The sequence below is a fragment of the Pantoea sp. X-Soil-TKNS-1279 genome (assembly GCF_059730565.1).
In genome coordinates this window covers 1005140-1023999 of sequence record NZ_AP035948.1, presented here as the reverse complement: position 1 = coordinate 1023999, position 18860 = coordinate 1005140, and the positions used below count along the sequence as shown (strand labels likewise).

18 protein-coding genes and 1 tRNA gene are annotated in these 18860 nt (G+C 51.5%); 6 read left to right on the top strand and 13 right to left on the bottom strand.

The window, feature by feature from the left end; translation table 11 throughout:
• Positions 1-4 precede the first annotated feature (4 nt).
• The 10 genes from AC6I8N_RS04635 to AC6I8N_RS04590 all read right to left on the bottom strand — a co-directional run bounded on the left by AC6I8N_RS04635 (position 5) and on the right by AC6I8N_RS04590 (position 9728).
• Positions 5-982 carry a glycosyltransferase family 2 protein gene (locus AC6I8N_RS04635; protein WP_497830136.1) on the bottom strand — a complete coding sequence of 326 codons (978 nt, stop codon included), beginning with the start codon at positions 980-982 and terminating at the stop codon, positions 5-7.
• A 795-nt stretch (positions 983-1777) separates the two neighbouring features.
• Positions 1778-2242, bottom strand: a complete 465-nt coding sequence (locus tag AC6I8N_RS04630) for a DUF6130 family protein (RefSeq protein ID WP_497830135.1) — start codon at positions 2240-2242, stop codon at positions 1778-1780.
• A gap of 142 nt (positions 2243-2384) precedes the next feature.
• On the bottom strand, positions 2385-3215 hold the full coding sequence (gene citG, locus AC6I8N_RS04625) for a triphosphoribosyl-dephospho-CoA synthase CitG (RefSeq protein WP_497830134.1): 831 nt from the start codon (positions 3213-3215) through the stop codon (positions 2385-2387).
• Positions 3193-3732 (bottom strand): citrate lyase holo-[acyl-carrier protein] synthase, encoded by a 540-nt coding sequence (citX, locus tag AC6I8N_RS04620; RefSeq protein WP_497830133.1) that lies wholly within the window; start codon positions 3730-3732, stop codon positions 3193-3195. Before citX ends, citG begins: the two co-directional genes overlap by 23 nt.
• Positions 3729-5255: a citrate lyase subunit alpha gene (gene citF, locus AC6I8N_RS04615; RefSeq protein ID WP_497830132.1), complete on the bottom strand. Its 1527-nt coding sequence runs from the start codon at positions 5253-5255 to the stop codon at positions 3729-3731. The genes citX and citF overlap by 4 nt, the downstream gene beginning before the upstream one ends.
• 10 nt (positions 5256-5265) lie before the next feature.
• A complete protein-coding gene (gene citE, locus AC6I8N_RS04610) occupies positions 5266-6141 on the bottom strand; it encodes a citrate (pro-3S)-lyase subunit beta (RefSeq protein ID WP_036628187.1) in 876 nt (291 codons plus the stop codon).
• Positions 6138-6431, bottom strand: a complete 294-nt coding sequence (citD, locus tag AC6I8N_RS04605; RefSeq protein ID WP_497830131.1) for a citrate lyase acyl carrier protein — start codon at positions 6429-6431, stop codon at positions 6138-6140. Before citD ends, citE begins: the two co-directional genes overlap by 4 nt.
• 17 nt (positions 6432-6448) lie before the next feature.
• Entirely contained in the window at positions 6449-7468 is a 1020-nt protein-coding gene (gene citC, locus AC6I8N_RS04600) for a [citrate (pro-3S)-lyase] ligase (protein ID WP_497830130.1), read from the bottom strand.
• Between the two features lie 15 nt (positions 7469-7483).
• The gene (locus AC6I8N_RS04595) at positions 7484-8347 is read right to left on the bottom strand and encodes a fumarylacetoacetate hydrolase family protein (protein WP_208724911.1); all 864 of its coding nucleotides are present in this window, start codon (positions 8345-8347) and stop codon (positions 7484-7486) included.
• Between the two features lie 22 nt (positions 8348-8369).
• Positions 8370-9728: a 2-hydroxycarboxylate transporter family protein gene (locus AC6I8N_RS04590; RefSeq protein ID WP_036628181.1), complete on the bottom strand. Its 1359-nt coding sequence runs from the start codon at positions 9726-9728 to the stop codon at positions 8370-8372.
• A gap of 333 nt (positions 9729-10061) precedes the next feature.
• Here AC6I8N_RS04590 and AC6I8N_RS04585 point away from each other — a divergent pair, with 333 nt between their 5' ends.
• The 4 genes from AC6I8N_RS04585 to AC6I8N_RS04570 all read left to right on the top strand — a co-directional run bounded on the left by AC6I8N_RS04585 (position 10062) and on the right by AC6I8N_RS04570 (position 14869).
• Positions 10062-11699: an ATP-binding protein gene (locus tag AC6I8N_RS04585; RefSeq protein WP_208724910.1), complete on the top strand. Its 1638-nt coding sequence runs from the start codon at positions 10062-10064 to the stop codon at positions 11697-11699.
• Complete coding sequence (locus tag AC6I8N_RS04580; protein ID WP_497830129.1) at positions 11689-12384, top strand: response regulator; 696 nt, start codon at positions 11689-11691, stop codon at positions 12382-12384. Before AC6I8N_RS04585 ends, AC6I8N_RS04580 begins: the two co-directional genes overlap by 11 nt.
• A gap of 549 nt (positions 12385-12933) precedes the next feature.
• Positions 12934-13533, top strand: a complete 600-nt coding sequence (locus AC6I8N_RS04575) for a hypothetical protein (RefSeq protein ID WP_036628175.1) — start codon at positions 12934-12936, stop codon at positions 13531-13533.
• Positions 13534-13711: 178 nt separating this feature from the next.
• Positions 13712-14869: a PAAR domain-containing protein gene (locus tag AC6I8N_RS04570; RefSeq protein ID WP_497830128.1), complete on the top strand. Its 1158-nt coding sequence runs from the start codon at positions 13712-13714 to the stop codon at positions 14867-14869.
• A 372-nt stretch (positions 14870-15241) separates the two neighbouring features.
• Here AC6I8N_RS04570 and AC6I8N_RS04565 read toward each other — a convergent pair.
• Positions 15242-15317 (bottom strand) — tRNA-Thr (locus tag AC6I8N_RS04565).
• A 336-nt stretch (positions 15318-15653) separates the two neighbouring features.
• Between AC6I8N_RS04565 and AC6I8N_RS04560 the strand changes: the two genes are divergently transcribed.
• Together AC6I8N_RS04560 and AC6I8N_RS04555 are read left to right on the top strand one after the other, a co-directional pair.
• Positions 15654-15863: a YdgH/BhsA/McbA-like domain containing protein gene (locus AC6I8N_RS04560; protein WP_013508023.1), complete on the top strand. Its 210-nt coding sequence runs from the start codon at positions 15654-15656 to the stop codon at positions 15861-15863.
• Between the two features lie 123 nt (positions 15864-15986).
• Complete coding sequence (locus AC6I8N_RS04555; protein WP_013508022.1) at positions 15987-16202, top strand: YdgH/BhsA/McbA-like domain containing protein; 216 nt, start codon at positions 15987-15989, stop codon at positions 16200-16202.
• 153 nt (positions 16203-16355) lie between these two features.
• On the opposite strand, the gene proA is transcribed toward AC6I8N_RS04555, so the two are convergent.
• Both proA and proB read right to left on the bottom strand, forming a co-directional pair.
• The gene (gene proA / locus AC6I8N_RS04550; protein ID WP_497830663.1) at positions 16356-17609 is read right to left on the bottom strand and encodes a glutamate-5-semialdehyde dehydrogenase; all 1254 of its coding nucleotides are present in this window, start codon (positions 17607-17609) and stop codon (positions 16356-16358) included.
• Between the two features lie 10 nt (positions 17610-17619).
• Entirely contained in the window at positions 17620-18723 is a 1104-nt protein-coding gene (proB, locus tag AC6I8N_RS04545; RefSeq protein ID WP_021186172.1) for a glutamate 5-kinase, read from the bottom strand.
• Positions 18724-18860 lie beyond the last annotated feature (137 nt).

Below are 18860 nucleotides of genomic sequence, written 5' to 3'. Positions count from 1 at the left end.
GGAATTATTTCCGCACCCACTTGCGCAGACGCGACACCAGACGAGGGCTGAGGAAGAAAAACGTGAAGTACAGACTCCAGGCATTGATCATCAACCCCGAGGAGAGATAGGATTTAAACGATTGCCGATAAAGCGCAATATATTCATCGATAAAGTCGCGACTGAACCCCTCACTATTAAGTGCTTTGTAGATATAGGAGGAAGTGACTTTCAGATAGAGATGGTAATAACAACGATGATGCTGCGCTGACAAAAACGTTTTCATGCTGCTAAACGAACGGGCAAACGAAAAATGTTTTTCCTTTAATGACGATCGGGTTGCCGAGTGGGTCGATTTAACGTAGTGATAAACCACTTTATCGGAGAACACCACCTGACGATGTTGTTGCAGCCAGAGATAGTTCATCACAAACAGCAGGTCTTCGAAGTTATAAATCTCCTCATTGAAACGCAGATGATGTTGGCGAATAACATCACCGCGAAATACCTTGTCGCAAATGCCGTGTCGTGGATTGAAATAAAGCAATTCATTAATCGCGGCTGACACTGCCATCGGTCTGGCATGATCCGATGCCACCGGAAAATCCAACGCTTGTCCCTGTGGCGTAAAGTGTTGCGACTGACCAACGGCCATACAAACATTTTGCTGCATCAGACACAGCCAGGTCGAAAATGCCGTGGAGGGGAGAAAATCGTCGGCATCCAGAAAGCAAAGAAATTTGCCGCGCGACGCGCGAATACCATGATTACGTGCCGACGAGACGCCACCATTCACTTTATCGATGATGTGAAAGTGTGGATAGTGCGCGTAATTTTGCAGCAACGACAGCGAGTGATCTGTCGAGCCATCGTTAATAAAAATCACTTCAAAGCGAGATTCATCCTGCTGGATCAGACTATCAATGCATCTCTCCAGATAGGCTGCGGCGTTATATACCGGCACGATGACGCTCAATAACACATCGTTGACAGGATTTAGCATGTGACCTCTGAAGCATTAAACCGATTAGCCAGTAATGTTACTTCCGCATGATACTTATATTCGCCTTATAATTTATTTCGGAGTTTCCTCAGGTAAAAACACCAGAAATTAAAGAGGGGCGAATGATTGAGGCCATTAAGAATTACGCCATATAAACAGGACAATTTAAATATTGATAAATGGCAAGAAAAAAACAAGCTACCGCCCCTGGCTTACCGTCACCAGTTAAATAATTGGGGTTAACTCTTTTTTTTGGCAAAAGTCACCAGACTGAACTCTGTTGGGTCCAGTTAAATTTCAGCCACTTAAATTGTCATACCCGGGTGAAAAGGTGCATCTAAAAATGGGCCTTCCCATCGCGGGCATCTACATTAATGATCTTGCTGTATGTCCTGCATTTTTATTACCGGGAGCATCTCAGCCCCGGCGAAAAATGCAAGGGGCGTTAATTCAGCACGGTCATCGCGAGCGCACTGCAACAGGCCATAAGCCAAAAAATTGCGATCTGATTCAAAACTCCGTCCAATAATCTTACCAGGCAGGGTTATAAGGTCAATGTCAGCTATATCAAACCGGAATTTCCGTATCAGCCATCATCCTGTAATGGTGCCAAATAGATTAGCCAGCATGAATTAAGAATTGATGCATTGATTAGCGCAGGTCGTCGAAATACCAGGAATTAAGTGAAGGTAATGTAAGGTGATGTACCAAAATATTTCTGCGGTATTTTTCACTGTGACATTTATTCCACGCTCACTCCTGGCAGTTATACACGCGCGTCCTTCAACAGAGGGGTTAATGCGACGCAGCGACATGCTCAGGAACGATGAATTCCACCGTTTTGCTGTCCAGCGGTTTATGCGTGGGATCGGCAAGAATAATGGTCACTTTATGCTTGCCTGCGGGCAGCCCTACCAGGATCACCGGTTCCCCACTGGCGTCAGCCCAATGCCAGGGATTGCCGTCAACAACGACGTGGATATGACCGATACGTGGCGTGACCTTTAACGCCTCTGGCCCAAATACCGGTTCGATACGCAGGTTTTCCGCCCGATATTGAATAAATACCGCGCCCTTACGCAGCGGCCCGGCCAGCGGCGCATCAACGATAAGCCTCGCTGGTGGCTGTGGTTTTTCCAGCGGAGCGACGGCGGCAGGCCCCAGGACGTCGCCCGCACTCAGGCCGCCCAGCTCAGCGGCCCATACGCAGGTGGCGGATGAGAACAATATCGGGGAAATAAGGATCAGTTTACGCAGCATGATGGTGGCTCCTGTGGGTAAGTAAATAACAACAGACACAGAAGACCACGCTGATGTATCGGCTTTATTTGGGCGATGCCGCGTTATGTATTGCTCTGTAACACCCGCCGCGTCAGATACAGAGAGAAACCAAAAAAGATGATTATGCGAGTGCAGCCAGCACCCAGGCGACGGCCAGCAAATCGGCACTGCCGCCAGGACTTAAACGCCGCGCCATTAACGCCTGATCCATCTGGCGCAGCGCGGCGTTATCCCAACCGGTTGCCAACAGCATCGCGGCATACCGCTGGACATAGCGCAGCCCTGCCTGGCCCCCACGCGACACCAGATTGCTGTCCGGGTTTGATGCCATCAGGCGCAACAAAGCATGTTGTAACTGCCGCTCGCCCTGCTCCAGATGCCAGAATGGCAGCACCCTATTGCGTACCGTGGCGAAGCCACTTTCCACCTCACCACGCACGCCCGTCAGGCCATAGTCACGAAACTGCTGCTCCCCGGCAGTACAACAGGTTTTGCGGTTAACCAGTTCACGCGCTACCAGGCCTCGACATATCTCACTCACCTGACGGCACAAGGCGTCAGCACTCACCCTGCGCCCCTGCCCCTGCAAACGCCCGGCAGCAAAGCACAGCAATCCCAGAGAGAAAATGCCGCCTTTGTGGGTATTCACCCCACTGGTGGCAGTGAACATCGCCTGCTCACAAGCAATACCCGCCGGACGTAACAAACGCAGCTGTTCTGCGGCGGGATGGTGCGCATGCTCAAACCCGATGTTGGCAAAAACCGTCAGCCAGGGGGTGATGGCCGTAATGCTGGTTAACAGCAAGGCATGATCCATATCCTGATGCGAACCGTTATTAGCCCGATCCACCAGCCCCGGTTTCGGCGTTAAATCCAGTTCCAGACGCAACGCCAGTGCTGCAAAGCCGGGCACGTCGGGTTCTGTGGCGTTAATCGCGAGCAAACCAGCCATCAATCATGTTCTCCACACGCGCTACCACCTCCTCAAGCTGATGGCGGCGCGAACGCGCGCAACCATGCGCCGGTTGATCGCAGACCAGACAACGACGGGTGTGCAAATCCAGTGAATGTCGTCCAATCTGCCCCAGTTGCGGGCAAAACACGTCAAAATCCCACAACCTGCCGAGCGGGAAGGTTTGTTCCAGTTCGACGCACTGCGCTTTGATTTCCACTGCCGGATGTTCCACGCACCACAGCGCTTCCGGTCCGGTTTCCAGCCACAACACCTGGTGGGCCAGCACCGGCCAGCGATGCTGCCACAGCAGTTGGTCGCAGGCCTGCACAGCCACCCCCATGGTGTTGCGATAACGGATGCTGTCTTTCACCGCTCCCGGTGTCACCAGCGTCAGCGAAATGATCGGTTGTTGATAGCGAGTGAGCCAGTCAGCCTGACGCGCCGCGCGAGCCTCTTTCGCCGCCAGCAGCGCTGTCAGACTGACGCCCGCTTGCACGGGCGTCATCATGGTCATAGTTCTTCCTCTTTAACCTGCCGAACAACGTCAATCACGCTGCCATCACGATAGCGGATCACCCCGACAATCCGGTCGGTAAAGGCGATCGGTTTGGGTTCACCGGTCAGCGAAACCGCACGCTGATAGAGCGCCTCGATATCGACCACTTTCAACCCGGCGGCCAGCAAGCGCTCGCGAATTTCCGGGCGCGCCGGATTCACCGCGATACCGTGGTCGGTCACCAGCACATCAATACTCTCGCCGGGCGTCAGCCGGGTGGTGACGCGTTTAACCACGGTGGGAATGCGACTGCGCAGCAGCGGCGCGACCACAATCGTCAGATTGGCGGCGGCGGCAACGTCGCAGTGACCACCAGAGGCACCGCGCATCACGCCATCGGAGCCGGTAATGACGTTCACGTTGAATTCAACGTCAATTTCCAGTGCGCTCAGGATCACCACATCAAGTTGATCGCAACTGGCCGCTTTGCCGCCGGGATTGGCATACACGTCGGTGGAGATCTCCACATGATTCGGGTTGCGATGCAGTGAGGCCGCTGCTTCACTGTCAAAGCATTGGGTATCGAGTAATTTTTCGATCAATCCCTTTTCGTGCAGATCGACCAGGCCCCCGGTGATACCACCAAGAGCAAAACGCGCTTTGACGCCGTGGCGCGCCATTTTTTCTTCCATAAAACGGGTGGCCGCCGTGGCCGCTGCGCCCGAACCGGTCTGCATCGAAAAGCCTGGGCGGAAATAGCCCGAGTGTTCAATCACATCGGCGGCGTAGCGGGCAATCATCAGCTCACGCGGGTTGCTGGTGACGCGTGCCGCCCCAACGCTGATTTTCGCCGGATCACCCACACTGGCGACCTGAACGATCAAATCCACCTGATCCTGGCCGAGGCTGGCGGGCATATTGGGAAACGGCACCAGCTCCTCGGTCAGCAGCACCACCTTTTTGGCGAAACGGGCATCAACCATTGCATAACCGAGCGACCCACACGCGGAACGGCCTTGCGTACCATTGGCGTTGCCAAACTCGTCGCTGCACGGCACGCCGAGGAAAGCGACATCAATGTTCAGTTCGCCATCCTGTAATAGCTTGACCCGACCACCGTGGGAATGGATCTGCACCGGTTCTTTCATCAGCCCATGTGAAATTGCTTCCGCCAGTTTGCCGCGCATCCCGGAGGTGTAGATACGCGAGATCACTCCGCTTCGAATATGCTCGATCAGTGCATCGTTGCAGGTCATCAGCGAACTGGAAGCCAGCGTCAGATTTTTAAATCCGAGCCGTGCCAGCGCCGCCACCACATTGTTGATAACCTGATCGCCTTCGCGAAATGCGTGGTGGAAGGAGATGGTCATACCATCCTGTAAGCCGCTACGCGCGATGGCATCATCCAGCGAGGCACACAATTTACGGGTGTGTTTGGCATGGATATCTGCCAGCCACGGCGTGGTGTGATGGGCGCTTTCAAAAGGTTTTAACTCACGCAGATGCGGGAAATTAACGTGAAGAAGTTCTGTTTGATTCATGATTTTTTCCTTAACGCCGCACGCCGGATGCCGCCGCACGTTCCAGTACCATCAGCGCGTGATTGATAATCGGGGCATCGATCATTTTGCCGTTTAGCGACACCACGCCGAGGCCATTACGCTCACCCTCTTCTGCTGCTTCGATCACGCGTTGCGCGTGATCCACTTCCTGCTGAGTGGGTGCATAGGCGTTATGCAGCAGATCAATCTGGCGCGGGTTGATTAACGATTTGCCGTTAAAACCCATTTTGCGGATCAGCTCGACTTCACGCAGAAAACCGGCTTCATCGTTCACGTCTGACCACACCACGTCAAAAGCATCGATACCAGCAGCGCGGGCGGCGTGCAGCACGGCACAACGGGCATAGAACAACTCGGTGCCATCGCCACGTTCGGTTTGCATATCCATCACATAATCGAAAGCCGCCAACGCAATGCCGATCAGCCGCTGGGAGCTGCGCGCGATCGCCACGGCGTTGATTACGCCAATCGCGGATTCAATCGCCGCCATCACTCGCGTAGATCCGACTTCACGACCACAAGCTAACTCGATCCGTTCGAGGTGACGCTCCAGTTCGTAGATATCTTCCGGGGTATCGGTTTTCGGCAAGCGCACCACATCAACACCCGCACGCACCACCGCCTCCAGATCCGGCAAACCAAACGGCGTGTTCAATGGGTTAATGCGTACCACGGTTTCAATGTCCTGATACATCGGGTGCTGCAATGCATGGAACACCAGCAAACGCGCGGTATCTTTTTCCCGGAGTGCGACCGCGTCTTCCAGATCGAACATGATCGAATCAGGCCGATAGATAAAGGCGGTGGAGAGCATGGCCGCATTGGCCCCCGGCAAGAACAGCATGCTTCGGCGTAGTTTCCTCATAGCAGTTTTCCCCAATCGATCTCCACGTCTGGTGCGGCGCGCAGTATGGCGCTTTGCAAACGAGCGCGGATCACACAATCCAGCGCGCCTTTGTCTTCGATAATGATCAAGCCCTGATGGACCTGCATATCACGCAGCGTGCTGTGCACCACCTGGCGGATCTGATCGCCGAACTGCTTGATCACCTCGCTATGAATCACCACTTCCAACCCGTCTCCGGCGGGGGCGATTTTTACCATCAGGTCGCTGGACTCCAGGGTTCCTGCCAGCGCCTCCCTCACAATTTTCATATTTATATTCCTGATTTTTAAGCAACTTCTGCGCTGTAATGGGATGTCAGATGCGCAAAAGTGGTATCCGGTACGATTTCCCGAATGCGGGAAAACTGGTGTGTTTTTAATAAGCGCCGCACTTCTGAAGCCGAGATGGCATGGCCTGCGGCTTTGATACGCGGGATTTCCACCACCTCCACCGCGCCCGCCAGCAGCTGATGCATGCTGTGGTTGTACTGGCGGGTGATGTCGCAAAACGGTTCGCTGCCGATAAAGCGATGGGTAATACCTAACGCCGGGGCGATATGGTTGCGGAACAGCAGCAGGTCGATCTCACTCCACGCCTGCTGGACCTTGCCGGTTTCTTTCAGGAAATAGGCCGGAAAGGTGGCGCGTGAGATGATGTACTGAGAACCTTCATGCAAGGTGATATTGGGCAGATGGGCGACGCCGATCTGCACCATTTTCCAGCGTGCGCTATAGGGGAAGAACGAAGCGTCTTCACTGACCACAAACAGGTGCAGCCAGTCACAACGTGCTGCCGCCTGCTCCACCAGATAACGATGCCCCAGCGTAAAAGGGTTGGCGTTCATCACAATCGCGCCAATACGTTGCCCGACGACACGGCTGGCCTGCAATGAACGACAGTAGCGCTGAATACCTGAGGGGGTGTTTTCCAGCAGAATGGCGTTCTCCCCACTCTGTACCACCGGCCAGAACCCGTTACGCTGGAACCGCTCCCGGTTGCAGGGGCGCGTACACAGGAACAAGTGAAAATGTCCACGCGCCAGCGCCAGGTGTTCCACTTCAGCCAGCAACTGTGCGCTGAGATTTTCACCGCGCCACTGCTCATCAATGGCGACACATTTGATAACGTTAGCGGCGAGGCCAGCGCAGCCCACCAGCCGATCGTTCGACCAGGCTTCAACAAAGGTGGTGATGTCGCTGTCCATGCCTAATCCGCTATCCGCCAGCAGCGCACGGATAGTCTCGCGCCGCCGGGTATTACCGCTGACTTCCGCGATGCGGAAGTCGATGGGGGGTCGTGGTTGCATAATCTCGCCTGCGCCTCAGTGCGTCGCCGTCAGCGCGTGAGCTGGCGCATCGATAATCACATTGCTGAGATGGCCGATGTTTTCAATCTCCACTTCAATGCGATCGCCTGCCTGCATAAACAGCGGTGGATTGCGTTTCTTACCCACGCCACCCGGCGAGCCGGTAATGATGACGTCTCCGGCATGAAGGCTGGTGAAGGTGCTGATGTACTCAATGAGTTCGGCGACTTTATGGATCATGCTGGCGGTGTTGTCATCCTGCACCATGCGGCCATTCAACCAGGTGCGAATCGCCAGCCGATGCGGGTCCGGGATTTCATCGGCGGTGGTCATCCACGGGCCAAATGCGCCGGTCTGCCGCCAGTTTTTTCCGGCGGTAAACCAGGTGTGCTGCCAGTCACGCGCGGAGCCGTCCATATAACAGCTGTAGCCCGCCACATGATTCAGCGCGTCCTCGCGTGCGATATCCTCGCCGCTTTGACCAATGATCACCGCCAGCTCACCTTCATAATCAAATTCGCTGGAGTGGCGCGGTTTCAGTACCGGCGCGTTATGGCCGGTTTGCGAGTCGGCAAAACGCACAAATAACGTCGGTGCCGGGTTATGTTGATCAAACTCTTTACGTTTTTCGGCGTAGTTCATGCCGACGCAAAGAATCTTCCCTGGGTTATCAATCACCGGTAACAATTCAAGATCGTTAAAGCGCAGATCCGGCACCTCCTGGCTCAGCTGTTGCGCTTCAGATAAGGCGTTGGCAGCGAGCAGCGATTTTAAATCCGCGTAGCGGTCACCAAGACGGCGACCCAGATCGATCACACCGTTATCCCTGACGATGCCGTAGCTACGCTTTCCCTGGTGGACAAAGCTTGCAAGTTTCATATTCGTTCCTGTAACGCATAAATCAGACGAGGAAGTTGCCGAGGATGAGCAGCGATACCGACACGTTGATCGCCCCGCCGATACGGGTGGCAATTTGAGCAAATGGCATCAGGCTCATACGGTTACCCGCGGTGAGGATGGCGACATCCCCGGTGCCCCCCTGACCGCTCTGGCAGCAGGAGACGATGGCGACATCGATAGGATGCATACCGATCTTTTTGCCGACGAAGAAGCCCGTCGCGACCAGTGCAGAAACGGTGCTGACGATCACCAGCAGGTTATTGATGGTGAATGCGTGCACCAGTTCCTCCCACGGCGTAATCGCCACGCCAACGGCAAACAGGATGGGATAGGTCACCGAGGTCTGGAAGAATTTGTACACCACCTGCGACCCTTCCAGCAGGCGTGGTGAAACACCGTGTGCCAGCTTGATCAGCACCGCGACAAACAGCATGCCAACCGGCGCTGGCAGGCCAATCAGTTTGTGGCCGAGCATACCGATCATGTACAACAGCACCGCCAACAGCGCCCCGGCGGCGATGGTAGTGACATCGGTTTTACCCGGTGCCGCTTCTGGCGCTTTGGTGTCGCCGTTGCTGCGGTTTGGCATCAGTTGGCCTTCACCGGTCAAATGCGGAAAACGCTTACCAAGTTGGTTCAGGCAGCCGGAGATAATGATCGCCGTCAGACCACCCAGCATCACCATTGGCAACACGCGACCAAGCGCAACGCCCTGATCCATATGCAGCAGTGTGGCGTAGCCAATTGACAGCGGGATCGCCCCTTCGCCAACGCCACCGGCCATGATCGGCAGAATAATAAAGAAGAAGATCTGGAAAGGTTCCATACCGAGCATCAGGCCAACGCCCATTCCCACCAGCATGCCGACGATTTCACCGCACAACATGGGGAAGAAAATACGCAGGAATCCCTGAATCAGGGTGGTGCGATTCATGCTCATGATGCTGCCGACAATAATGCAGCAGATGTAGAGATAGAGGATGTTGGTGGATTTATAGAATTTGGTGGTGGACTCCACCACGACATCCGGCAGCAGGCCATAGTAGACCATTGCTGACGGGATAAAGGTGGCGCAAATCGCAGCAGCCCCGAGTTTGCCCACAATCGGTAGACGTTTGCCAAACTCACCACAGGCAAAACCGAAAAACGCCAGTGTCGCGACCATCACCACAATATCGCTGGGTAACTTGCCGCCCAGACAATCGATAGCAATCAACGCCCCGGCCAGCAGAAATAATGGCAATGGAATAATCCCGATTTTCCAGGTATCCATAATATGCCACCACCGGTCCTTAAGTGATTTCTTTTGAATCGCCAATGATTCAGAGGTAACAGAAAACGAATCGTCAGTTGTGCTCATAATAAGCCCCTTGGTTATTTTGTGCCTTCAGGGTAAAGGGCTAATGGCGTAGGTTATGTGAGGGAAAGCATAATAAAACCGGAGTTTTAATGGCACCTATGGTTTTTATGGTTTCTTTTATTTTCTGTGATTCACACCTTAATTATTGCCGTGGTTTTAATGGTTTTTATATCCAGAGGTACATGTTAATAACATTTCCAAAAATGAGTATTTAACATGTCATTTTTTGCGCCAGATCTTGCTGTGCAAGGGATCACAAGTTTCCAGTAAACTACGCACAATGATGATAAAAAATGGTACATTGGCGCTTTGCTGGCTGTGGTGTGTGCCGTTATGAAGCTATCATTCCAAATCAAACTTTTTATTTCTCTGGTGCTGTTCTTCTCCGGTTTGTTTGTTTTGCTCGGCATTTATTACTACCAGGATGTCAGTCGCCAGCTTTATCAGGAAATGAGCACCAGAGCAAAAATACAGGCAGAAGAGATCGCGATTATTCCGAATTTGCGCAAGGCGGTCGCAGACAAAGATATTCCGGCGATTAATCAATTTATGCACCAGGTGGTTTTGCATAGCGATGCCAGCTTTATTGTGGTGGGGGATAATAAGGGAATTCATCTATTTCATTCGGCGCACGGGGAGGTTGTCGGCAAAAAGCTGATTGGCGGCGACAATGACGCAGTGCTGCGGGGAATCAGCACCACCACGATTCGCAAAGGTGGGCTGGGAATATCTCTGCGCAGCAAAGCGCCGATATTTGACGATAACCATCAGGTGATCGGCATTATCTCAGTGGGTTATCTTACCAGCTATCTCGACACCATTACGCTGAGTAAAGTGATCAATATCTTTATCGCCGCCGTGTTACTGCTGGCCGCCCTGTTTATCTTTTCCTGGTTTTTCACCCGCGGAATCAAAAAACAGATTTTTTCGCTGGAACCACGGGAAATTGGTCTGCTGGTACGTCAGCAGAAAGCCATGATGGAATCCATCTATGAAGGGGTCATTGCGGTCGACAGTGAGCTGCGCATTGAAGTGATCAATCAGGCAGCACGCAAACTTTTAGGGTTGAGCCAACCAACCCGCCTGCTACGTGGTCATCCTATTAGCGAGGTGATTGCTCCGGTGCCCTTTTTCACCCGCGAGGTGATACTGGAAAACGATACCCACGATGAAATTTGCCGTTTCAATCAGTTAACGGTGATCGCCAGCCGGGTGCGAATTATGCTGGAGGATGAATTGCAGGGGTGGGTCATCACCTTTCGAGATCGCAACGAAATTGACAGCCTGAGTGCGCAACTCAGCCAGGTTAAACGCTATGTCGATAATCTGCGCATCATGCGCCATGAACAGTTAAATCGCATGACCACCCTCTCCGGGCTGTTGCATATGGGACGTTACGACGAAGCGGTGCGCTATATCCAGGCCCAGTCAGAGCATGCGCAGGAACTGCTGGACTTTATCTCCGCCCGTTTTAGCTCACCGACGCTGTGCGGCCTGCTGTTAGGCAAAGCGGCGCGGGCGCGGGAAAAAGGCGTGGCGTTAGCCTTTGATCCGTTATGCGAGATGGCGCGACCTTGTCGTATGCTGGGAGAGGCCGAGCTGATCTCAATCATCGGTAACCTGCTGGATAATGCAATCGAAGCCACCCAGCGCTCTCCTCTGCCTCACGATCCAGTGGAAGTACTGATCCTGCTTAATGAGCGGGAGCTGATCATTGAGGTGGCGGATCAAGGTATCGGTATCGATCCGACCATTCGTGAGCATATTTTTGAACGCGGGATGACCACCAAGCGCAGTGGCGATCATGGCATCGGCCTGTATTTAATCGCCAGCTATGTCACGCAGGTTGGCGGGTCAATTGAAGTCTCTAACAATGCCCCGCGAGGTACGATTTTTTCGTTATTTATTCCTGAAATGGGCGACCAGGCGCGTCCCGTTCCGACGCTGGAAGAACAGTATTATGCAACCTGAAATGATAGACGTATTGATTGTAGAAGATGAAAACACACTCGCGCAGTTGCATGCCGATCTGATCGGTGAACATCCGCGCCTGCGGCTGGTGGGGGTTGCCTCATCACTCGCTGAAGCCCGGGTGTTAATGAAGAGCAAGCAGCCAAAGCTGGTGCTGCTCGACAATTATTTGCCGGACGGTAAAGGCATCACGTTGATCAGCGATCCATTGGTTTTGCACGCCAACTGTTCGGTGATTTTTATCACTGCCGCCAGCGATATGGATACCTGTAGTCAGGCAATCCGCAATGGTGCCTTCGACTATATTCTCAAGCCTGTATCATGGAAGCGTTTAAGCCAATCACTGGAACGTTTTGTGCAATTCGCCGAACAACAGCGAGTATGGAAGATTGTTGATCAGCAAAACGTTGATTCGCTCTATCAACTTCAGGCGAAAAATTACCGCCAGGATAACGGCAGCAAAGGTATAGAGGAAAAGACGCTGGCGCTGGTACAAAAAATGTTTGCCGAAGCCGCACAACGTTGTTTTTCCGTGGACGAGGTGGTGAGCGAAACCGGACTGAGTAAAACCACCACCCGACGCTATCTGGAACACTGCGTGGATGCGGGGTTCCTGGCGGTGGAGATGCAGTACGGCAAGATTGGTCATCCGAGGAGGATGTATCGACGGGTTGAGGAGTCATGATGGGAAATGCGCGGCACGGTGGTCGCTTTTGATGAATCGTTCTGCGTGACTTACCTCAAATTTAATCGTTTACGATACCCGATGTAAAAACAACGTCGTATACTTTCGCTCTTACCTGACAAGTAGAAACTAATAATAAAATCATATAGTTAAAATCATCATTTTCAATGACTCACCTTTCAAGTGTGCGCACACTTGACTGTACGCAAATTGTCGTACAAAATACAAGGAATGTAGAATGGCTTTCAAAGAGATAAAGTCTAAGGCAATAAGCTGTCTGAAAAATGGATGCTATGACCATGAAGCAAGGTGCGATATTGATACGAAGAATCTGTTTTCTGTTGGGGAAATAGACGAAGAATATGTAATTTCTTTGATACAGCGAACATTTGGGGATCAATATACTTACAGCCCACATCATCAGGACAGTCATACTTACGTTCATCTATGCCGTCCATATAAAGATGGCTATTATTGGTATGTAAAGTTTTATTTCATTGAACCCGACATTATCTTTATCAGCGTTCATAGATAACAGGAGAGGTTAAGATGAGAATCGTTAAAGAAGGTGATACACGACAGGTTATCTGCCATAACTGTGGAAAAAGTCAGGCGACCTATTTATTACGCGATGTCGATTTCAATGATAAAAGTGGCACTGTTAAAAATATTTTAGCGGCTGTATGTAATAACTGCAATGAAGTCGTCAGCATTCCAGCGCAATCGACACCAAAGATCAAAGAAGAATACGATAAAATAAAGGCATCTTTAGAGGTAAGGGTTCCGGCACATTTCCTGGACATCTTAAATGTAGCCTCTCAGAAAATAAACCCCGCTGTGGATGATAGCTTCAGCCGCGCGCTGATACTTTATTATATTCATGCCTTAAACTCTGGACGCTATGAGCAGCAGGATTTAGCAAAGCTATTGAATGGTGATTTAGCCAAAGCCAAAGCTTCGAAAAGAATCTCGATAAAGATAACGCCCTGGCAGCTCAACGAACTCAATGAGCTTATGGCGAAGCAACATATTGAAAAGAACACCGATGTAATTAAGGCAGTAATACTTAAGATCAATGAAGACATTATCCAAAATGACAAACCCGAACAACTTTCTGAATTAAGAAATGTTGCGGCTGCATTTTCATAATGCCATCAACTGAATCAACAGATGATGAGTTAGTTAAAGTTAAGCATTCATGTTAATCAGAGCCGCTTCACATTTTTTTAATTTCCCTGAATCAAATGGTTTTTGCTGATTTACTCACCACCGATTAAAAAGTAAACTCCCCCGCTGACGGATAAAAGGGCAACACAGGACCAGGGAAATGGCGAAAGGCATCGTGCTTTGTCAGGGTGACAAGACTAAATGCGGCGGTAAAATTACCGCAGGAACAGCGCAGGGTTTTTCTTTCGGTAAGCCTCAGGCAAGGGAAGGCGATCCTGTTACCTGTGGGAAAAATGGCAAAACGTATCGAATTATTGGCGGTATATCTCACTATACCAGCGGACCCGATAATAAACGTATTGCCGGGTCGTTGGACAGCCACAGCTCCTGCCCCTGTAAGGCGAAAATTATTCCTTCCAATCTTTATCCTACTTACACACAGGAAGATGCTCCGGTGATGAGGGGAATGGATGCCACCAAACAAGTGCCTGCTGAAACGGCAACAAAACCGAATCAATTTATCCAAAATCTTCTGGAGCAAAACAGGCAACTTGTTATCAGCCAACAAAATGTAAAACCTATACCAGATGGCGTTTATATCTGGACAGAAGTCATCGGTGCAGGACACACGTTTGTTTCTGTTCACGAAAATGACCGCATATACCTTTATACCTATGGGCGGTTTGGTAGAACCGGGCCTGGTGGATTCACAGGAGATGGAATTCTTAATTTTTTAAAAGATGAAGATGCAGAGGTCTACTATAAAAAGGAACTCCATAGAATGAATGCTCGTGTCTTTCGTATTGATGATGCAGACAAAATATTGATCAGAACGTACTTTGAAGATCTTTGGATTAAGGGCAACCCAGCAATTCAAACAGAGAAAATGAATGAAACAACCAAAAGGAGAGGTCGTACGATAGACGAGTATGATGTCACTGGGAATAACTGTACAACACATTCAGTTTCTGGAATAAAACTCTCTGGCTCAAAACTATTTAAAAGTGGTTATACTTCACTTACTACTCATTTACCCATCGAAGCAGAGGACGACTTTACCGTCCCGATTTCTCTGCAACGACATTTAGCAAAAAGAGCAGCGGATATGTCTTCTATGTCCGTCATGGAGATGACAAAAAACTTTAAAACACAATATCCTAATAATGATAGCATCCACCCTTTAGAAAAATATCCCGGCAGAATGATCGACCAAGTTGCTGCGGAAATCGCTACTACTGGAAATTCTTTATCTCCGTACTCAGGTGGAACCATTGGTGGCCTTCTTGGAGGTTCTTATGACATTAACGAACAAGACTAAATTCTTTCTGCGTTGGAGTGGGATTGGAATTGTATCCATATTCTACTTTTTGGGTTTGATGATATCATCTTTTTCCTACTCTGATATCTACGATAAACAATCAATGCAGCTTACCAAAACCATACCCGTGACTGAGCATTGGGCAATAACTGAATCTTTAATTGAATCATTAAATGTAATTATTAATACAGCCTTTTTGGGGTTTATTATTTGCGTTCCCCTGATCCTGATTATATTCAAAAAAGTAAGATGATCCTGAATCCACCCGAGTGCAAATTTTTATAATAAATCAAAAAAGTAAATGCGATATCGTGAGTTAGTCTCACACGTTAATGGCCGGAAGAGAATATGGCATAATTTATGGGTTTTACATGGTGCCGGTAATAGGAGTCGAACCTACGACCTTCGCATTACGAATGCGCTGCTCTACCAACTGAGCTATACCGGCATTGAGGCGGGTAACTACGGGGCAATAAGTTAGAAAAAACCGCCAAACGAGTCAAGGGGCAACATACCGCGGGCGGAACTTATCAGCATTCCCTGATAAAACCGTTCATATCGCAAACACCCACCTATAGGTAGCGGCGCGATTTATCGCGCCGCTGCGACTCCTTCAACCAAAGGTGTCTGCTGAACAGGAAAGATTCATCGCGCATATTATATTCAATTTTTTTGAATTATTTCAGCAAATCCCTCAGCTTTTACTCATCCGGCGACAGGTCTATTCTCTCTCACATCGAGGCACAACGCCTCACCGATTAAACAAACTTCTGAGGAAATGACCATGAAATCTATCAAAACTTTCGTTGCAGTTGCGGCCCTGTCACTGGTTTCTTTCGGTAGCTTTGCGCAGAGCATCACTGCTTCCGCTTCCACCCTGGATGGCGCAGAAGCCAAAATCGCGGCGCAGGCCAAACAGGCAGGGGCGTCATACAAAATCACTGGCGCACGCGTGGACAACGGTGCTTACCTGTCAGCTGAACTGACTAAATAAGGTAATAATTAGCACGATCACAGTTATCGCACTAATTATCAATCAAGAAACGATAACTATAGTTATTATTACTTCCATCGAAGGCACACAGCCTTCCAAACAAACAAATTAAGGATTAAGACCATGAAAACTATCAAAGCACTGTCCATCGCCGCTGTCGCCGCTCTTTCCCTGATGTCAGCAGCCAGCTTCGCGCAGAGCATCTCTGTTACCTCTTCAACCCTGGACGGTGCAGAAGCGAAAATCGCCGCGCAGGCCGCACAGCAGGGTGCGCAGTATAAAATCACCGAAGCGAACACCAATAACCGTGTTCACATGACCGCTGAACTGTACAAATAACGGATGGTCGTACAGGGAAGTGCCGGAAGAGGTCGCCGCAAGGCGGCCTTTTTCGCATCTGGAGACTGGACAGTTGCGCGATAAATCGCGTCGCTACGAATCAGTGACAAAAAAGGCACCGTAAAAGGTGCCTGTTTTTCATCTGACAACACATCAAGCGCGTGGCGTATCGTCGCCCCAGCCAATCCATTTGTAGGTAGTTAACGCTTCCAGACCCATTGGCCCGCGCGCATGCAGTTTTTGCGTGCTGACTGCCACTTCAGCCCCAAGACCAAACTGGCCGCCGTCAGTAAAGCGGGTGCTGGCATTGACGTACACCGCCGAGGAATCCACCTGATTAACGAAGCGGTTAGCATTGCCAATGCTGCGCGTCAGGATGCCATCGGAGTGCTGGGTGCCGTGTTCACGGATATGATCGATAGCCTCATCAATATTTTCCACCAGCTTGACGTTAAGATCGTTCGACAGCCACTCATCGTCATACTCGGCAGCCTGCACCGCAACCACGCTGGCCGGGCCGTTCTGCACCAGACCAATTATGTTTTCATCGGCGTGCAGGGCAATTTTTTCATCCGCCATCCGTTGCAGGAAAACCGGGATAAAACGCGCCACCTGATCACGATGAATCAGCAGCGTTTCCAGCGAGTTACAGGCACTCGGGCGCTGTTTTTTGGCGTTAACGATTACCGTCAATGCCGCCTCTGTTTCCATAGTTTCATCAAGGTAAAGATGACACACGCCGATCCCGCCGGTGATCACCGGGATGGTGGAGTTTTCACGGCACAGCTTGTGCAGGCCAGCGCCGCCACGCGGGATCAGCATGTCAACATAGCGGTCAAGCTTCAGCAGTTGATTCACCAGTTCGCGATCCGGGTTCTCAATCGCCTGTACCGCACCCGCCGGTAAACCGTGCTGCATCAGGGCATTCTGAATCACCCGCACTGTCGCGGCGTTGGTACGATACGTCTCTTTGCCGCCGCGCAGAATCGCCGCATTGCCGGTTTTCAGACACAGCGATGCAACATCCACCGTCACATTGGGACGTGCTTCATAAATCACCCCAACCACACCGAGGGGTACGCGACGACGTTCAATACGCAGACCGCTATCGAGCAACCCGCCATCAATCAATTGCCCGACCGGGTCGGCCAGACGGCACACCTGACGCACATCATCGGCAATACCTTTCAGACGCTGCGGGTTGAGTGTCAGACGATCCAGCAGCGCTTCGCTCATACCGTTCTGGCGCGCATCGGCCAGATCCAGCTCATTGGCCGCAAGGATATCTGCGCTTTCCGCTTCCAGCCGATCGGCGATAGTCAGCAGCACCTGATTTTTCTGTGCGGTGGAGAGTTCCGCCAGTTTGTACGACGCTGCCCGCGCCGCTTTACCCATTTCTTCTAACATCATCCGCTCCTTAACTGACGATCATATCGTCGCGGTGCACCGCCACCGGGCCATATTCATAACCGAGGATCTCGCCAATCTGCTGGCTGTGATGCCCGGCGATCATCCGCATCGCATCGCTATTATAACGCGTTACGCCGTGGGCAATATCACGCCCCTCAAGGCTACGAATACGGATCACTTCCCCACGCGAGAAGTTGCCCTGCACCTCACGGATACCCTTCGGCAGCAGTGAGCTGCCGCGTTCAAGAATCGCCGCCAGCGCGCCATCATCCACGGTGAGTTCACCGGCCGGTGGTGCGCCAAAGATCCAGCGTTTACGGTTTTCCAGCGGCGTTTGCTGAGCATGGAAACGGGTGCCAACCGGCTTACCTTCAATCACTTCGCCAATCACATTGCTACGGCTTCCGGCAGCGATAATCACGTCGATACCGGCGCGACAGGCCACATCCGCCGCCTGCAACTTGGTCGCCATACCGCCAGTGCCCAGGCCCGAGACGCTGCCACCCGCCAGGGTACGCAACGCATCGTCGATCTGGTGTACATCGCTGATCAACTCAGCTTCTGGGTTGCTGCGCGGATCAGCGGTAAATAACCCCTGTTGATCGGTCAGCAGCAACAATTTGTCGGCTCCGGCTAACATTGCCGCCAGCGCGGAGAGGTTGTCGTTGTCGCCAACTTTAATTTCGGCGGTAGCAACCGCATCGTTCTCGTTGATCACCGGCACAATATGGTTGTCGAGCAACGCGCGTAGCGTATCGCGCGCATACAGGAAGCGCTCGCGATCTTCCATATCCGCACGCGTCAGCAGCATCTGGCCGATATGGATGCCATAAATGGAGAACAGCTGCTCCCACAATTGAATCAGACGGCTCTGCCCCACCGCAGCCAGCAGCTGCTTTGAGGCGATGGTAGGTGGCAGTTCCGGGTAACCAAGGTGTTCGCGCCCGGCCGCCATAGCGCCCGAAGTAACGATAACAATACGATGGCCCGCCGCGTGCTGCTGTGCACACTGACGAACCAGCTCCACCATATGCGCCCGATTCAACCGACGTGAACCGCCGGTGAGAACGCTGGTACCCAACTTGACCACAAGGGTCTGACTGCCACTCATGTTTTTCCTGCCATATAAGAAAAAAGTTCTGCGAAGGGACGTTTTATCAGGAGTGAGCAAGGAAGCCAACAACCACCGGGGGAAAAGCACAAAATTCCCCGGACAATGCCGTAGACCAAAAGTTCGCGATTAACAAG

What these genes read in the sequence shown, in the direction of transcription:
- citG (WP_497830134.1), bottom strand. Translation starts at nt 3,215, where the DNA reads ATGGCTGGTTTGCTCGCGATTAACGCCACAGAACCCGACGTGCCCGGC.
- citE (WP_036628187.1), bottom strand. Translation starts at nt 6,141, where the DNA reads ATGAGGAAACTACGCCGAAGCATGCTGTTCTTGCCGGGGGCCAATGCG.
- AC6I8N_RS04635 (WP_497830136.1), bottom strand. Translation starts at nt 982, where the DNA reads ATGCTAAATCCTGTCAACGATGTGTTATTGAGCGTCATCGTGCCGGTA.
- AC6I8N_RS04585 (WP_208724910.1), top strand. Translation starts at nt 10,062, where the DNA reads ATGAAGCTATCATTCCAAATCAAACTTTTTATTTCTCTGGTGCTGTTC.
- citF (WP_497830132.1), bottom strand. Translation starts at nt 5,255, where the DNA reads ATGAATCAAACAGAACTTCTTCACGTTAATTTCCCGCATCTGCGTGAG.
- AC6I8N_RS04575 (WP_036628175.1), top strand. Translation starts at nt 12,934, where the DNA reads ATGAGAATCGTTAAAGAAGGTGATACACGACAGGTTATCTGCCATAAC.
- citC (WP_497830130.1), bottom strand. Translation starts at nt 7,468, where the DNA reads ATGCAACCACGACCCCCCATCGACTTCCGCATCGCGGAAGTCAGCGGT.
- citD (WP_497830131.1), bottom strand. Translation starts at nt 6,431, where the DNA reads ATGAAAATTGTGAGGGAGGCGCTGGCAGGAACCCTGGAGTCCAGCGAC.
- AC6I8N_RS04580 (WP_497830129.1), top strand. Translation starts at nt 11,689, where the DNA reads ATGCAACCTGAAATGATAGACGTATTGATTGTAGAAGATGAAAACACA.
- citX (WP_497830133.1), bottom strand. Translation starts at nt 3,732, where the DNA reads ATGACCATGATGACGCCCGTGCAAGCGGGCGTCAGTCTGACAGCGCTG.
- AC6I8N_RS04595 (WP_208724911.1), bottom strand. Translation starts at nt 8,347, where the DNA reads ATGAAACTTGCAAGCTTTGTCCACCAGGGAAAGCGTAGCTACGGCATC.
- AC6I8N_RS04590 (WP_036628181.1), bottom strand. Translation starts at nt 9,728, where the DNA reads ATGAGCACAACTGACGATTCGTTTTCTGTTACCTCTGAATCATTGGCG.
- AC6I8N_RS04560 (WP_013508023.1), top strand. Translation starts at nt 15,654, where the DNA reads ATGAAATCTATCAAAACTTTCGTTGCAGTTGCGGCCCTGTCACTGGTT.
- proB (WP_021186172.1), bottom strand. Translation starts at nt 18,723, where the DNA reads ATGAGTGGCAGTCAGACCCTTGTGGTCAAGTTGGGTACCAGCGTTCTC.
- AC6I8N_RS04555 (WP_013508022.1), top strand. Translation starts at nt 15,987, where the DNA reads ATGAAAACTATCAAAGCACTGTCCATCGCCGCTGTCGCCGCTCTTTCC.
- proA (WP_497830663.1), bottom strand. Translation starts at nt 17,609, where the DNA reads ATGTTAGAAGAAATGGGTAAAGCGGCGCGGGCAGCGTCGTACAAACTG.
- AC6I8N_RS04630 (WP_497830135.1), bottom strand. Translation starts at nt 2,242, where the DNA reads ATGCTGCGTAAACTGATCCTTATTTCCCCGATATTGTTCTCATCCGCC.
- AC6I8N_RS04570 (WP_497830128.1), top strand. Translation starts at nt 13,712, where the DNA reads ATGGCGAAAGGCATCGTGCTTTGTCAGGGTGACAAGACTAAATGCGGC.